The sequence below is a fragment of the Lacticaseibacillus hulanensis genome, from assembly GCF_004010095.1.
Classification (GTDB): domain Bacteria; phylum Bacillota; class Bacilli; order Lactobacillales; family Lactobacillaceae; genus Lacticaseibacillus; species Lacticaseibacillus hulanensis.
Map to the genome: position 1 here is coordinate 72,570 of NZ_RRYD01000004.1, position 15,169 is coordinate 87,738.

Below are 15,169 nucleotides of genomic sequence, written 5' to 3' on the forward strand. Positions count from 1 at the left end.
GGGTGGTGTTAGGATATAATTAGAAAACACAGAGCGGAGCGCCCTGTTCAGAAGTTGAGGACTACAGGGACATAAGCAGTGATGGGCGGTTTTCCCATCAGTGCTTATGTCCAGGTAGCCGCAGACTTCTGGGGCGCGGAGCTCGACTAAAACACAGAGCGGAGTGAGGCGTTCAGAAGTTGAGGACTACAGGGACATAAGCAGTGATGGCGTTTTTCCATCAGTGCTTATGTCCAGGTAGCCGCAAACTTCTGCCTCACGGAGCTCGACTAAACGTTAGCGTCCCTCGGGAGGAAAAATGACTAATCCAGTATTTGGTACCAAAAATCCTGATTATGATTATGTTGAACGTATTGGTGTTTACGCAGTGATTCCGGATGCATCTGGTCGGCGCATCTTAACGCTGGCGGCGCCCAATAATGCAATCTTTCTGCCCGGGGGTGGGGTGGAGCCTGGTGAAACCGACGAGGAGACGCTGAAGCGCGAATTGCTTGAGGAGTTCGGCGTTGCGGTTACCATCGGCCCGAAGCTTGGGAAAGCGGCCGAGTACTTCTATTCACATCATCGCGAAACTGCGTACTACCATCCCGCAACTTTTTACGCAGCAAGTGACATTAAGCAGGTAGCCAATCCGTTAGAGGATTTCAACACCCTGATGATGATGCCGATTGACCTCGCGCTTGCGCAATTGAAGCGGCCAACGCACCGTTACGCGGTTGCGGAGTGGCTCAAGCTGAACCAATCTTAATTTCACTAAAACATGAGGGACGCACTGCTAGGTGTCGTCCTTTTTTATTTGAGTACGTACTTCTTGAGCGCCTGGGCCACGCCGTCCTCAGCGTTGGTTCCGGTCACGCCGGACGCGATTTGTTTCACCTCGGAGATGGCGTTGCCCATTGCAATACCCGTGCCGGCAAACTCGAACATGGAGATGTCGTTGTGCGAATCGCCTAGGGCCAAGACCTCGCTGGCGTCAATTCCGAGTTTTCCGGCCAATTCGCGCAGAGCCGCCCCCTTGGAGACAAAGCGATTCATGAATTCAAGCAGGTAATCCTCACTGCGCACCACGTAAAACTGGTTGCGCAAAGCGGGATCCATGTTTGTTTCCGCTGCATCAAGTGCTGCCTTGTCACCCGTGAAAAACACCTTGGAGAATTCATGGTTCCGCTCCATTTGTGCCGGGTTGCAGAAGCGCAGCGGCATGCTGGTGGCGACGGCCTCGTACATAATGTCGTGGCCCAGTTCCGGTGCGTCGGTGTACATTGCCTCTTCATCCTCTGCAGCAACCGTCACGTTCAGGCGAATGCCTTCGTAGTGCAGGCGCAGGTAATCAGCAAAGCTAAGGGTGTGGCGAATTAGCACTTCACCCGTCGCCGTGTTTTGCACCAGTGCACCGTTGTACGGAATGGCGTAATCGTCCTTGCTGATGAGATTCAGCTCGGGGAGAAACGACATGACACCAGGCAGCGGTCGGCCAGAGCACAAAACGACCCGGGTTCCCTGGGCGCGGACTTGCCGGATGGTTTCGGCAACTTCCGGCGTTAACTTCTGATCTGGGTTCAGCAACGTTCCGTCCATGTCGATTGCAACTAACTTGATGGTCATGATTTACCTCCAAAATTGAATTAACCCAACTTACATTAGGTGCTTCAGCGGGACAAAATTTGTGGGTCGATTATCTCGTCGTTCAAGATGTAGCGCTGGAACTCTGCAATTACCGGGGTGTATTCTGGTGCATCTGGTTTGGCCAGCATCTGCTTGGGAAAGTAAAACCGGTTGTCGCCGGTGACCTTCCCGGTGATGGCACCGACCAGTGGACTCAGCGTTGATAGTTCCTCGAGCGTGTCGTCGAGTTGCATGATTTCGATTTGCGTTTTTGGTGTCGCGCTGGTGGGATCGTACTGGTCGTACGGCAGGTCAAAACTGGAGTCGGTGGCGGTGTAATAGCGGCTGTCAAAGCCGGATTGCTCAACTAGTGCGGCCATTTTCGGGAGCAAATCTTTAGACGCCGTGGTGAATGTGGCGGACTTGAATGGACGCCGGTTCAGGAAGCGGTCGGCTAGGTCACTGAGGATTGGGTCGGGATAATCGAGCCAGTAATGGAAGTAGGTGTTCAGCACACCATCATCGAGCATCAGGTAGTCGCGCAGGGTGAAATTGTGGTTGAAGAACGGGTCGAGCAGGCGCGGATTGTAATGGTCATCAAAGTCGCCGGCCTCGAACAGTTCCTTGGCCCGGCCGAGCAAATTGGTCAAGATGACCTCCATGCTGCGGGAAACGGGGTGGAAGTAAATCTGCTGGTACATCTGGAAGCGGCTGACAATGTAATCCTCGACGGCGTGCATGCCGCTGGGCTCAAAGGCAATACCGCCAGCATATGGCCGCATCACGCGCAAAATCCGGGTCAAATCGAACAGGCCATAATTGGTGCCCGTGTTATAGGCATCGCGCAGCAGGTAATCCATCCGGTCGGCGTCAATCTGGCTGCTAATCATTTGGACCACTTGCTGGTTCGGGTATGAATGATCGATGACGCTGGCGACCTGTTCCGGGAATTTCGGACTGACGCCGCGCAGCACCTTGCCCACGCCCGTGTCTGGGTCGGTGAGAATTTGGCGGGTGATGGCCTCATGATCGGTACCGAAAATATGCTCGAAGGTGTGCGAGTAAGCACCGTGGCCAATATCGTGGAGCAGCGCGGCACACAGCGCAATGAGGCGCTCGTTGTCGTCCCACAGTCCATCGGCGCCGCCATTTTTGGTTGGGTAATTTTGCTGGAAATTATCGCAAATTTTCCGGGCGATTTCGTAGACGCCGAGTGAGTGGGTGAAACGCGTGTGTTCGGCGCCCTGGAACACCAGGTTGGAGACGCCGAGCTGGTGGATTCGGCGCAGACGTTGCATTTCCGGAGTATTGATTAAATCGAGAATCACTTGGTGCTGAACGTGAATGTAATTGTGCACGGGATCACGAAAGACCTTTTCCCGGGGAAGCATTGGGCTGTTCATAAGCACACCATCCTTTGTGTGGGGCACGGCGGGAAGACTCACAGCGGTCTTTCGTCATGCACCTAATCTGTTATCTACTATTATAGGCAAGCTAATTGGCTTTTGCGACTAAACAGTCATTTTCGTTCGGCTTAACGTGCTTTTCGCGTTATAATGTTGGCTGGAGCTTAAAAAGTGCAGATTTGGATTCAATTGGAAAGTGTAGAGGTGATACTGATGGATATGACGAAGGGAATTCCCGTCCGCGTGCAACTCGAAACGTGGGTGACCCAAGATGGGCAGGCTGAGCACCATCAGTTTGATGAAGCCGGACAGATGGTTCAGATTGGCGACACAATTTATGTACGGTACACTGAACCAACTGGTGACAAATTGCCGGTGACGATTAAAATTAAGGGCGATAACCAGGTGGGCCTGACCCGCGGCAGTAGCGACGGGACCACGCACATGCACATGGATTTCATGGCGGAAAAGGAAATTCAGGCGCAATACCGCACGCCGTATGGTATCATTCCGGTAAGTACGGTGACGCCAAGACTCGACGTGTTGTTCACGACGGAACCTTTGTCCGGACAGGTTTACCTGGAGTACCGGCTGAAGGCAAACGGCGAGCATTTGGGTGATTACCGCATGCGATTGCTTTTTACTGCTTAATCAAGTATATTTAGATGTATCTGTGAAAATGTTGAAAGGGGCGCGACTAGTTTGAAACTTGACGTATTCAAAGACGCCGATAAAACTGAGTTATCCATGATTGAGGTTGCTCACGCAATCTTGGAGGAAAAGGGCGACACGATGGCCTTCGTCGATCTCGCCAATGAGATTCAGACCTATTTGGGCAAGAGCGATGAAGAAATTCGCGAACGCTTGCCGCAGTTCTACACGGATTTGAACGTTGATGGGAGTTTCATTTCCCTCGGCGACAACGTCTGGGGACTGCGCTCCTGGTACCCATACGAATCTGTCGACGAAGAGGTTAACCACCTCGATGAAGAAGAGGGTGCAAACCGCCGCAAGAAGCGCAAGAAGGTTAACGCCTTCCTCGCCGATGCTGGGGATGATGATGACGTTATCGACTACAACGATGACGACCCAGAAGACGATGATTTGGACACCGATGAAGATTACGATGAATCCGGGGCCGGCTACGATGATGCAGCCGCTGATGACCCTGACGACGGCGATGATGAAGAAGACGACCTCCCAGATGGGATTGAAGGTCAGCTCAACGAATTCACCGACGACGATGATGACGAAGAATAAGTGACACTTAATTAAGCAACCGGATTGTGTTCGGTTGCTTTTTTGTTTTTTAATTTTGAAACGCGATGTGCCTGATTTTCTGTAAATGTTTCACATTCAGAATGAAACAAATCACACAAACGGGGCAGTAAGTCGCCAGAATTGGTTGACTTACCGCCCCGTTTTAGATACCATACTTTTTGGGCACTCCAGAAGATGGAGTCATTCAGTTACAAGCTCCCCGTTCCGTAAGAAATGGGGGGCTTGTTTTATTTTTGTTGTTTCACCCCGATTATTTGGCTGAGTGTTAATGTGATTGCATGCATTGCGCCAAGATGTTGCGTTGTAGACTATAGCTTACAAGCGGGACGTTGTGCCATGGTTGGCACTTTGTCTTGCTTGCAGAAGGAGATACTAATGACCAAGTATATTTTTGTCACTGGTGGGGTTGTCAGCTCGCTCGGGAAGGGGATTGTTGCCGCATCCCTTGCCCGTCTGCTTAAGAGTCGTGGCCTGAAGGTGACCATTCAGAAGTTCGATCCGTACATCAACGTGGACCCCGGCACCATGAATCCTTACCAGCACGGTGAAGTATTCGTGACCGACGATGGCGCTGAAACCGATCTGGACCTTGGACACTACGAACGGTTCATCGATATCAACCTGAACAAATACAGCAACGTCACAACTGGGAAGATTTACTCTGAAGTACTCGCCAAGGAACGCCACGGGGATTACAACGGTGCGACTGTCCAGGTTATCCCCCACATCACGGGGATGATTAAGGAAAAGATTATGCGTGCGGCTAAGCACAGTGACTCCGACGTGATTATCACCGAAATCGGTGGGACCGTTGGGGACATCGAAAGCCTGCCATTCCTCGAAGCAATTCGGGAAATGAAGTCCGAGGTCGGTGCCGGGAACGTCTTTTACATTCACGCCACGCTTGTTCCTTACCTGCGTGCAGCCGGTGAACTCAAGACGAAGCCAACCCAGCACTCCGTTAAGGAACTGCGCGGGCTGGGGATTCAGCCTAACATGCTGGTGCTGCGGACCGAAAAGCCCGTCACCGACAGCATGAAGGAAAAGATTGCGCTCTTTACCGACGTGCCAACCGAAGCCGTCATCGAATCACCAGACGTACCAACCATCTACTCCATTATTCGTGTGCTGCACGAACAGGGCATGGACGAATACATCTGCAAGTACCTGAACATCAAGGCCGATGAAGCGGACATCAAGGACCTGACCGACCTCGAGCAGCGCGTTCAGCACCTGCACGGCAAGGTTAAGATTGCGCTTGTTGGTAAGTACGTTTCCCTGCAGGACGCCTACATTTCCGTTGCCGAAGCACTGAAGTCTGCCGGCTACCACTTCAACACGGGTATGGACATTGACATGATCCAGGCTGAAGATGTGACCGACGACAACGCAGCCGAGATTCTGGGTAACGCCGATGGGATTTTGGTTCCTGGTGGTTTCGGTGACCGCGGTCTCGAAGGCAAGATTGCCGCAATTCGTTACGCCCGTGAAAACAACGTGCCATTCCTCGGCATCTGTCTTGGTATGCAGATGGCTTCCGTTGAATTCGCCCGGAACGTTCTTGGCCTGCAGGGTGCCGGTTCAACCGAAACCCAGCCAGACTGTGCCGACCCAATCATCGACATTCTCCCTGACCAAGATAAGGAAGGCGACCTTGGTGGAACACTCCGTCTTGGCCTGTACCCATGTGACCTTAAGCCCGGCACGGTTGCCGCTGCTGCATACGGCAACGTCAAGGAAGTCCAGAAACGTCACCGTCACCGTTACGAATTCAACACGAAGTACCGTGCGGCAATGGAAGCTAAGGGCCTGGTCTTCTCCGGAACATCACCTGACAACCGGTTGATGGAAATCATCGAACTGCCTGCAAACAAGTTCTTCGTTGCTTCCCAGTACCACCCAGAATTCCAGTCCCGCCCAACTAAGCCAGAAGGTTTGTTCGAAGCATTCATTAAGGCTGCGGGAAACTTTAATTAGAACAATTTAACTTCATATCTAGTTACGGAGGCGCCCCTTGTTTTTTGAGGGGCGCTTCTATACACTGGAATAATGAGTGCGAATTACAAGTTCGTAACACGATCGATTACGAGTAGTGAGGAATCGTTTTAATGGAAAAAATGCTGATTCACGGCGGCAAACGGCTCGCCGGGGAGGTCGTCATCGGCGGCGCAAAGAATAGCACTGTGGCTCTTATCCCAGCCGCAATCCTGTCCCGGACGCCGGTGATCCTGGATGGTGTTCCGCACATTCAGGATGTGTATAACCTGATGAGCATTTTGGGCGAAATGAACGTTAAGTCCGATTTCACCGGGAACGTACTGAAGATAGACCCGACCGCAATTGTCAAAACCGATTTACCTGATGGAAAAATAAAATCATTGCGTGCCTCGTATTACTTCATGGGTGCGATGCTCGGCCGCTTTGGCCACGCCGTCATTGGCATGCCTGGTGGGGACGATATTGGTCCGCGGCCCATTGATCAGCACGTGAACGGCTTCGAAGCTTTGGGCGCGCACGTTATTGACCACAACGGAATTATTCAGATTGATGCACCAAAAGAGGGACTGCACGGCGCCCGTATCTTCCTTGATATGGCATCCGTTGGCGCAACCATTAACATTATCCTTGCAGCCGTTACGGCGAAGGGGAAAACTGTCATTGAAAACGTGGCGAAAGAGCCCGAAATCATTGATCTTGCAACCTACTTAAACAACATGGGCGCCACCATTCGGGGCGCGGGGACGGAGACAATCCGCATTAGCGGTGTCCCTGAACTGGCCGCACACAATGCCCACACAATCATTCCGGACCGCATCGAAGCTGGTACTTACCTGTCACTTGCGGCGGCAATGGGTGAAGGTATTATGGTGCGTAACGTCATCACGGAACACTTGGATGCTTTTTTGGCCAAGTTGGAAGAGATGGGCGTAACCATGGAAGTGGGCGAAGACTCTATCTTTGTGTACCCTTCAGGCGAACTCAAGAAGGTTCTCGTTAAGACCAACACGTATCCGGGTCTTGCAACCGATTTGCAGCAGCCACTCACCCCGCTTCTCCTCACAGCGCAGGGTGAAAGCCGCGTAATCGACACCATTTACCCGAAGCGGACCGGACATGTGCCCGAACTAGCCAAAATGGGGGCGGACATTCACGTGGAAAATGACCAAATCGTCATTCGTCACAGTCCTAACCTGCACGGCGCCGAGGTCGTTGCCGGTGAAATTCGCGGTGGTGCGTGCCTCATGGTGGCGGGGCTGATGGCCAGCGGGGACACCGTTATCTCCAAGGTCGACAACATCTTACGCGGTTACGACCGGGTGGTAATGAAGCTTAAGGCACTGGGTGCTGACGTCGAGTTACTGGATTTACCATAAGTGTTTACAAAAAGGGCCGCACTTAATGTGCGCCCCTTTTTCATTGCCATTAAGGGTTGTTGGCCATCCAGCGAAGGGTATTATTACAGCGATAACTGGTTGGCATTTTATGCGTAAATCGGGGTTTTGGATTTGTTTACCGTGTCTTGTTGTGGTAAACTACCTAGGTTAAATAAATATCTCTGAGGTAGGCAATATCTCAGGGCAAAGGAGTAATTACAATGAAGCAAGGCATCCACCCAGATTACCACAAGGTAGTTTTCCTCGACTCCGCAACCGGCTACAAGTTCATCGCTGGTTCCACGAAGAAGAGTTCTGAAACCATTACTATGGACGACGGCAACGAATACCCAGTTGTTCGTGTCGAAGTTACTTCCGATTCCCACCCATTCTACACCGGCAAGCAGAAGTTTGCTAAGGCTGATGGTCGGGTTGACCGCTTCAACAAGAAGTACGGTCTCAACAAGTAAATCTAGCTTTTGGACTCGTTTCGCGCATGCGCGGAGCGAGTTTTTTTATGTCTTGCACGGCCGCTTGCAAGTGGTAATTACCGCATCACGGTGCGTAACCGGCAAGCCACTAGTCGGCAAGTTGATGTTACAACAACCGCTAACCACCAATTGCACGAATCGCCACTAGTGGTGAACGGCGTGGCGCACCGGACCTGGTCCCTTATTTATAGTTGTAAGTACCGGTGCTCGGGGCGGGCGGTCGATCAATAAGTGCAGGCGACTCGCTAATTTTGTTAATCGGGCTTAAACGTGCATTTGCGGGCAAAAAGCGATAAAGAATACAAAAAATTTTTTGACCAAAAAGTTCAATCTTTTATAATGCGGCTTTATCGTAAGCATTAGCCAAAGCTATCTAAATTAAAGGCAAACCTTAAGGCAAAACGGCAAATGAGATTAAGATTAGTGACAAAAGCTGCTACGTTGCCGGTTAGCCACGCTTACAAAACAGCAGTGGCGATGTTCGTTCGAACTAATTTCTTGGTGTGTTCAGCGCAAATGAACAATGCTAAACAAAAAACTTATGTATACGCTCAATTTTACCGTGATGACAGGTTCAAAAATGAACCCATTTTTGGATGTCAACTGTTTGCATTGTTCACTAAATGCGGTAATATAGTTCCTGCAAGGGCGAAAGAGCCCGATACAAACCTAAACTTACACTCCCCAAAAAAGTTCCCCCAAACTTTCCACCGCAATGCGGTGGTTTTTTTATGTCCCAAAATAATGTGAATCATTTTTAAACAATGATAATTTTCCTCTTATTACATATGCATAATGCACAAATAAAAGTCGGCTATTTTGAAATCTCAGACCTGCGACCGGCGGCATTTGCGCTAAACATGCTAGACTGGTCACAGGAGGTGTGCGCATGCATATGATTCGCAGAGTTCTTTACTGGATTAACATGATTGGGGCCGTCGCTTATATTCTGATTTGCGGCCAGCGTCTTTCTGCCGGACATCCCTTGTACCATGATCAGTTGCAACTGATCGTGCAGGTGGCGTCGGGATTGGTAATTGCATCATTGCCCCTAATTCTCGAACGACTAATGAAACGGCAGTTGCCAGACGTACTCGTGGCGCTATACGAGATTTTCATTTTGATGGCGATTTTACTTGGTACCGGGATGCAGGCATACTCGATTCACTATTGGGATAAGGTTGAACACCTATTTTCCGCGGGAATCTTGGCGGGAACAGGGTACATGGTCTTTGCGGGATTAACGCCGCAAAAGTACCTGGACCACATTTCCCCAGCATTAATTGGGTTATTTGCTGCAGTTTTCGGGATTAGCATTGGCGTTTTCTGGGAATTCTATGAGTTTACGGGTGACTCCTTGCTGGGGATGAACATGCAACGATACATGGCACACGGTCAGGCGCTGGTGGGTCAAGCTGCCCTATATGACACAATGGGTGACCTGCTAATGGACGTAGTGGGGAGCGTGCTACTTGGCATATACGGCTTTTTTGCAATCAGAAAAAACCGGCGCTGGCTCGACACGTTTAAGCTTCGAAAATTGAATTAAGGTTTTCTAAAATTAGGGAACCTTAATGCGATTTACTTGATTTACTTACGTATATAGCCCGGATGAAAATACCGGTGTACAATGTTCATGACCATGCAGAAAGTGACGAAAAGCCTTGCGTAATTCGATGATGTACGTGCGATTTGAGCCAATCTCAACCGCGTTCGTGACGATGGGAATTGATCCCGTTGATATGTTGAATACGGCCAACGCAAACCCGCAGCACATCTTGGTGTTGCCGCCGGTTACGGACGACCTAACAATTAATGCCCACACCGGCTTCAATGTAGTGGACGGTGGTGTGGCCGTTCGCCAATTCCTGGAGAGTGTTCCCGGCCGCAATGCTGCTTGGCTGGATTACCGCGATGAGGGGTTTGTTGATGACCTTCTTCCACAAGAGATTGCGGAACTGCTCTATTTGGGGCACCGTAAAACCCACATGTCGTTGCCTTTTTACTATAAATTGCAGAATCAATATGCGCGCGTCCCGATGAATTCGGGATTGGTGAATTCATATTGGCGCCACCCAGAGATGTTCGAGGCGGTGTTTAGTGCGGCGATTGACCGGCATCTACGGGAACTACTTAACCAGCAGGCGTTCTGGCTACGGTTGCGGCGACATGAAAAACTACCACAGTTACCTTCATCGGTGCAGAAGACGTGGCAGGACAAGTTGCCAGACGGGCTTGGTTTTGATTGGAGTAAAGCCAAAGTCAGTGCACAGACGGTAATTATTCCACTAGTCCAGATATCGGAGCGCCGGTTGTACGTTGGCGTCGATATTGCGGACGTGCCGAGTTCTCAAGTTGGCCAGCTGGTGCTTAACCGAGCAACTGGGACCTGGCATTCAATGTTTTCGTAATCAAGTAAATAATTTAAAGCTGGGTGGCAGAAGTTACGTTACGTGATTTCGCCACCTTTGAATTGGAGAAGTTAATCATGAAAATGACCCTTCAGGAAATTGCAGGGGTTCTGAACACAACTGTAGCAAAAAATGTTGGACAGTACTCCGTGACTGGGGTTTGTTTCGATACCCGGGAAATTAAGCCTGGAGATTTGTTTATTCCATTGCAAGGTGTTCGGGACGGCCATGATTTCATCGCGGCCGCAGCAAAAGGTGGCGCGGTGGCAAGTCTGTGTGCCGAAGACCACGACGATATTACGGCACCGATTCCGCTAATAATGGTGGCAGACCCGCTCAAGGCCCTGCAGGAACTGGCACAGTACTACTTAATGATTAAGGTGAACCCCAAGGTGGTCGCCATTACCGGAAGCAACGGTAAGACAACAACCAAGGACATGACTGCTGCTGTGCTTTCCACTCAGTACCACGTGGTGAAGACTAGGGATAATTACAACAACAATATCGGTGTGCCGATGACGATTCTCAGCATGGAAACTAACACTGAGGTTTTGGTCGTCGAAATGGGCATGGATCACCCTGGTGAACTTGATTTTCTGAGCCGGATGGCAGAACCAGACGTGGCCGTGGTTACCATGATTGGTGAGGCCCACATCGAGTTCTTCAAAACCCGGGACCGGATAGCCGATGCGAAGATGGAAATCACGCACGGGCTCAAGGAAGATGGCTTGTTCATTTATAACGGTGACGAACCATTGCTCCGCGAACGTGCTACTGATGTGGACCAAGACAAAAAGACGTTTGGGCTCGATCCGACGAATGATTTGTACGCCAAGAACATTGTTGCGCACCAGACACACACGGAGTTTGATTTGTCCCGCTGGCCTGACTTACACTTTGACATTCCCATCATGGGTGAATACAACGTCACTAACGCGCTGGCTGCGATTCTTGTTGGCCGCCGTTTCCACGTTAAGCCCGAAGCCATCCAGCGCGCTTTGGCCACGTTCAAGGTCACGAGCAACCGCACACAGTGGCTGGTTGGGGATGCCGGTGAGTCCATCCTGAGCGATGTCTACAACGCGAACCCAACGGCCATGGCGGCAGTACTAACCAACTTTGCTGGTTTCCCAACGAAGGGGCGGCGGATTGCCGTCCTCGGTGACATGCTCGAACTTGGTGAGGCTAGTCACGATTTGCATGCGGGATTAGCGGATGTTCTCGACCCGGACAAAATTAATGAAGTATACCTGTACGGCAACGAGATGGTTGCTCTACGTGATGCACTTGCGGATAAGTACCCTGAAGAAGCTATTCACTACTACCCAGAGGGCGAGCAGAAACGAATGATTATCAACTTGCTTGATAACGTGAAGTCAGTCGACCTCGTCATGCTTAAGGGTAGCCATGGGATGCACCTCGAGAACGTATTGACAGCACTGCTTGAGGCGGAACGCGGATAACTTTCGCTGTCCGGCAGCGTAAGTGGTTTTGGTGAAGGTCCCGTTACGGAGTGGTATAGGGCCGCGACTGGGCGGGGCCGGTGCGCGTTCCGTGCGGCTGGGATTTTCCGTGCGGCCAGTTGAAGCCCCAAAAGCGGGGTCTTCAACCTAAAAATTGAGCCCCGTATCTGCTTTTGGGAGCTACGAACTTAATACGTATTGTTAGGACCTGTGGGGAAGTTATGCTCTTCCTAGCGGGTCTTAATTTTTGCCGGCTATGGTGTGGAGAAGCCCAATGTAAAAAACGCATTGGTCTTCTCTCACCATAGCTTTCACAGGAAAATCCCAGCCGCACTACACACGCACCGCCCCCGCCCCGTCGCTACATCGTGGTTAAAGTCCTCGCTCGCGATTTCTAAGTACAACTGAGAAATTCACAACCAAGGTAATTACCTCAGACCCGTTCAGTTTTCCTCTTTGAAGCTGGTGCCGAGTCTGGATTTATACCGCTATCCAGCGGAGCGTTGTGGGGTTTGGCCGGAGGGTCCGGGCTGGGCCTCGGGTGTGCCGCCCAGCCGTGGCAACAAGAATAGAAGGTGTGACGACCGCGGTTTTTGCGGTTGGCACACCCTCTATTCTTGTGGGAAAAATTTAGATTTGTGTGAGGAGCTGTCAGGTCTTAGTTACAAGATGAAACGAGCGTCAACATGCCAAGCATGGTACGAGTTAGATTTGGGCTGCGACGATGCAAAGCTAAATTTTTAGTCTGGAGACGGCGGTTTTCCGGCTCCAGACGACCGCCACAGCGACCACGGCGAAGCACACCCGAGGCCCAGCCCGGACCCGGAGGCCAAACCCCACAACGCGGAGCCTCCACTGGTCTACCTCCGCAAAACCACTCACACTGCCGGACAGCGTTTGCTTTCATTGTGGCTGGAAGTTGTTTAAATGAAATTGGAGTCTGGACGGACGGCGAAATAATCTGTTGCATAATTTGCAATGATAGCTGAAATCTCTCACAAATCTTATCACACTTTCAGAAAACTGCTTTTGCAATAGAAGCTAATCAATGGTAAACTAATTGGAATGCTTTTTACGAAAGCATCACGTGAGCACTTTTCAAAACAGCATTTTCAAATGTGTTTCCATCCTGTTTTGTGAGGTGCCGTTGTCGTCAGTTGGTCGCTAAACTGCGACCCATAGGATATATGTAAGTGTTATTTTAGATGATACGCTTGCAAACAGGAGGAATCATTTTTGAAATTTGCTGAACTTGGTCTTGACCAGGAGTTGCTGAACGCCGTTGAACGTTCCGGTTTTGAAGAAGCAACACCAATCCAGGCAGAGACCATTCCGCTCGTACTTAGCGGTAAAGACGTTATCGGCCAAGCACAGACCGGTACCGGTAAGACCGCTGCTTTTGGTTTGCCATTGCTTAACCACATTGACCCAGAAGACCGTTCCATTCAGGCGCTCGTAATTTCCCCAACGCGTGAACTTGCAATTCAGACCCAGGAAGAACTTTACCGTCTTGGCCGTGACAAGCACGCCAAGGTTCAGGCAGTTTATGGTGGTGCTGATATTCGCCGCCAGATTCGTGCTTTGTCTGACCACCCCCAGATTCTCGTGGGGACACCCGGTCGTTTGCTTGACCACATTAACCGCCACACGGTTAAGCTCGGCCAGTTGAAGACCTTGGTTCTTGATGAAGCCGACGAAATGCTCGACATGGGCTTTGTTGAAGACATCGAAAGCATCGCTTCTCAGGCACCTGCAGACCGGCAGACACTGCTGTTCTCCGCAACGATGCCAGCACCAATCATGAACATCACGAAGAAGTTCATGCACGAACCAGTTACCGTCAAGATTAAGAGCAAGGAACTGACCGCTGACAGCATTGAACAGTACTATGTTCGTGCCAAGGACTACGAAAAGTTCGATGTTATGACCCGCATCTTTGACGTGCAGGCTCCTGAACTCGCACTTATCTTCGGCCGGACCAAGCGTCGTGTTGACGAACTGACCAAGGGCTTACAGGCTCGCGGTTACCGTGCTGAAGGTATTCATGGTGATCTTACTCAGCAGAAGCGGATGCAAGTTTTGCGTCAGTTCAAGAGTGGTCAGCTTGACTTCCTTGTTGCAACGGACGTCGCTGCTCGTGGGCTCGATATTTCCAACGTCACCCACGTTTACAACTACGACATTCCTCAGGACCCAGACAGTTACGTTCACCGTATCGGGCGGACGGGCCGTGCCGGGAAGTCCGGGATTGCCGTAACCTTCGTTGCTCCTAACGAAATCGATTACCTGCACACCATTGAGGATCTGACGAAGAAGCGGATGCTTCCCCTCAAGCCACCAACGGAAGCTGAAGCCTTTAAGGGCCAAATGGCGACCGCTCTGGCAACGGTGAAGGAACAGCTCGCAGCTGATGATCTGGACCGCTTTTCTGATGAAGCCGCACAGCTTCTGACCGAATACACCCCAGAACAGCTCGTGATGGCATACCTCAAGGCAGTCGCACCTGATGACGCGTCCAGCGTCCCAGTTAAGATTACGCCAGAACGTCCTCTGCCAAGCCATCGTCGTGGCGGTGGTAACGGCTACCGTGGCGGCAACCGCAATGGCGGCGGTAACCGTCGCTTTAGCAGCGGCCGTAGTAACGGTGGTTACAACGGGCACGGCAACGGTAATCGGCGTGAAGGCGGCGAAGGCAAGCGTCGTTTTGATGACCGCGATCACCGTGGCGGCAAGCGCTACGACAACCGGGATTCCCGCGATGGGAACAAGGGTGGCTACCGCGGCTCTAAGCACTAGCCATTAAATAAGGACCAGACAGGACAGACATGATTTTCGTCTGTTGTGCCTGGTTTTTTTTGGCCTGCGGCAGCCTGGTGGGGATGCACATTTGCAGTATGTAGGAACAAATAATTGACGTTTAGGGGAAAAGCGACTATTCTGTTGGTGTAGGAATTACAGACTGAACCACATGGGAGTGTAGGTAGATTAAGCCTCAGTCGTTTTTTCCAGCGTGGTAAGCGTGCTTCTGGGGAGAAGTGACGCGGACCCCATGACGTCAATGGACGTTATGGGGCTTTTTTAGTGGTTGCTCTAGACACACCAATGCTTGCATCATCATGAAATATCGCTGAAAATACG

General features: G+C 51.0%; 12 protein-coding genes. 10 read left to right on the forward strand and 2 right to left on the reverse strand.

What is annotated here, in order from left to right; genetic code table 11:
* Positions 1-298 precede the first annotated feature (298 nt).
* Positions 299-748: an NUDIX hydrolase gene (locus EKN00_RS01895; protein WP_127848451.1), complete on the forward strand. Its 450-nt coding sequence runs from the start codon at positions 299-301 to the stop codon at positions 746-748.
* 44 nt (positions 749-792) lie between these two features.
* On the opposite strand, the gene yidA is transcribed toward EKN00_RS01895, so the two are convergent.
* Together yidA and EKN00_RS01905 are read right to left on the reverse strand one after the other, a co-directional pair.
* Positions 793-1,605 (reverse strand): sugar-phosphatase, encoded by an 813-nt coding sequence (gene yidA / locus EKN00_RS01900; protein WP_127848452.1) that lies wholly within the window; start codon positions 1,603-1,605, stop codon positions 793-795.
* A gap of 44 nt (positions 1,606-1,649) precedes the next feature.
* Positions 1,650-3,008 carry an HD domain-containing protein gene (locus EKN00_RS01905; RefSeq protein ID WP_127848453.1) on the reverse strand — a complete coding sequence of 453 codons (1,359 nt, stop codon included), beginning with the start codon at positions 3,006-3,008 and terminating at the stop codon, positions 1,650-1,652.
* A gap of 216 nt (positions 3,009-3,224) precedes the next feature.
* Between EKN00_RS01905 and EKN00_RS01910 the strand changes: the two genes are divergently transcribed.
* The 9 genes from EKN00_RS01910 to cshA all read left to right on the forward strand — a co-directional run bounded on the left by EKN00_RS01910 (position 3,225) and on the right by cshA (position 14,827).
* The gene (locus tag EKN00_RS01910) at positions 3,225-3,662 is read left to right on the forward strand and encodes a YwiB family protein (protein WP_127848454.1); all 438 of its coding nucleotides are present in this window, start codon (positions 3,225-3,227) and stop codon (positions 3,660-3,662) included.
* Positions 3,663-3,713: 51 nt separating this feature from the next.
* Entirely contained in the window at positions 3,714-4,271 is a 558-nt protein-coding gene (gene rpoE, locus EKN00_RS01915) for a DNA-directed RNA polymerase subunit delta (RefSeq protein WP_127848455.1), read from the forward strand.
* Positions 4,272-4,667: 396 nt separating this feature from the next.
* Positions 4,668-6,269, forward strand: a complete 1,602-nt coding sequence (locus tag EKN00_RS01920; protein WP_127848456.1) for a CTP synthase — start codon at positions 4,668-4,670, stop codon at positions 6,267-6,269.
* 131 nt (positions 6,270-6,400) lie between these two features.
* The gene (locus EKN00_RS01925) at positions 6,401-7,666 is read left to right on the forward strand and encodes a UDP-N-acetylglucosamine 1-carboxyvinyltransferase (RefSeq protein ID WP_127848457.1); all 1,266 of its coding nucleotides are present in this window, start codon (positions 6,401-6,403) and stop codon (positions 7,664-7,666) included.
* A 221-nt stretch (positions 7,667-7,887) separates the two neighbouring features.
* Positions 7,888-8,136 (forward strand): type B 50S ribosomal protein L31, encoded by a 249-nt coding sequence (locus tag EKN00_RS01930; protein WP_127848458.1) that lies wholly within the window; start codon positions 7,888-7,890, stop codon positions 8,134-8,136.
* 910 nt (positions 8,137-9,046) lie between these two features.
* Entirely contained in the window at positions 9,047-9,706 is a 660-nt protein-coding gene (locus tag EKN00_RS01935; protein ID WP_241559440.1) for a DUF2238 domain-containing protein, read from the forward strand.
* 115 nt (positions 9,707-9,821) lie between these two features.
* Complete coding sequence (locus EKN00_RS01940) at positions 9,822-10,568, forward strand: hypothetical protein (protein ID WP_127848459.1); 747 nt, start codon at positions 9,822-9,824, stop codon at positions 10,566-10,568.
* Positions 10,569-10,645: 77 nt separating this feature from the next.
* Positions 10,646-12,031 carry a UDP-N-acetylmuramoyl-tripeptide--D-alanyl-D-alanine ligase gene (locus tag EKN00_RS01945; RefSeq protein ID WP_127848460.1) on the forward strand — a complete coding sequence of 462 codons (1,386 nt, stop codon included), beginning with the start codon at positions 10,646-10,648 and terminating at the stop codon, positions 12,029-12,031.
* A gap of 1,236 nt (positions 12,032-13,267) precedes the next feature.
* Positions 13,268-14,827, forward strand: a complete 1,560-nt coding sequence (cshA, locus tag EKN00_RS01955) for a degradosome RNA helicase CshA (protein WP_127848462.1) — start codon at positions 13,268-13,270, stop codon at positions 14,825-14,827.
* The last annotated feature ends 342 nt before the right edge of the window (positions 14,828-15,169 follow it).

Coding starts and splice junctions, on each gene's coding strand:
- EKN00_RS01895 (WP_127848451.1), top strand. CDS start 299: ATGACTAATCCAGTATTTGGTACCAAAAATCCTGATTATGATTATGTT.
- yidA (WP_127848452.1), bottom strand. CDS start 1,605: ATGACCATCAAGTTAGTTGCAATCGACATGGACGGAACGTTGCTGAAC.
- EKN00_RS01905 (WP_127848453.1), bottom strand. CDS start 3,008: ATGAACAGCCCAATGCTTCCCCGGGAAAAGGTCTTTCGTGATCCCGTG.
- EKN00_RS01910 (WP_127848454.1), top strand. CDS start 3,225: ATGGATATGACGAAGGGAATTCCCGTCCGCGTGCAACTCGAAACGTGG.
- EKN00_RS01920 (WP_127848456.1), top strand. CDS start 4,668: ATGACCAAGTATATTTTTGTCACTGGTGGGGTTGTCAGCTCGCTCGGG.
- EKN00_RS01925 (WP_127848457.1), top strand. CDS start 6,401: ATGGAAAAAATGCTGATTCACGGCGGCAAACGGCTCGCCGGGGAGGTC.
- EKN00_RS01930 (WP_127848458.1), top strand. CDS start 7,888: ATGAAGCAAGGCATCCACCCAGATTACCACAAGGTAGTTTTCCTCGAC.
- EKN00_RS01935 (WP_241559440.1), top strand. CDS start 9,047: ATGCATATGATTCGCAGAGTTCTTTACTGGATTAACATGATTGGGGCC.
- EKN00_RS01945 (WP_127848460.1), top strand. CDS start 10,646: ATGAAAATGACCCTTCAGGAAATTGCAGGGGTTCTGAACACAACTGTA.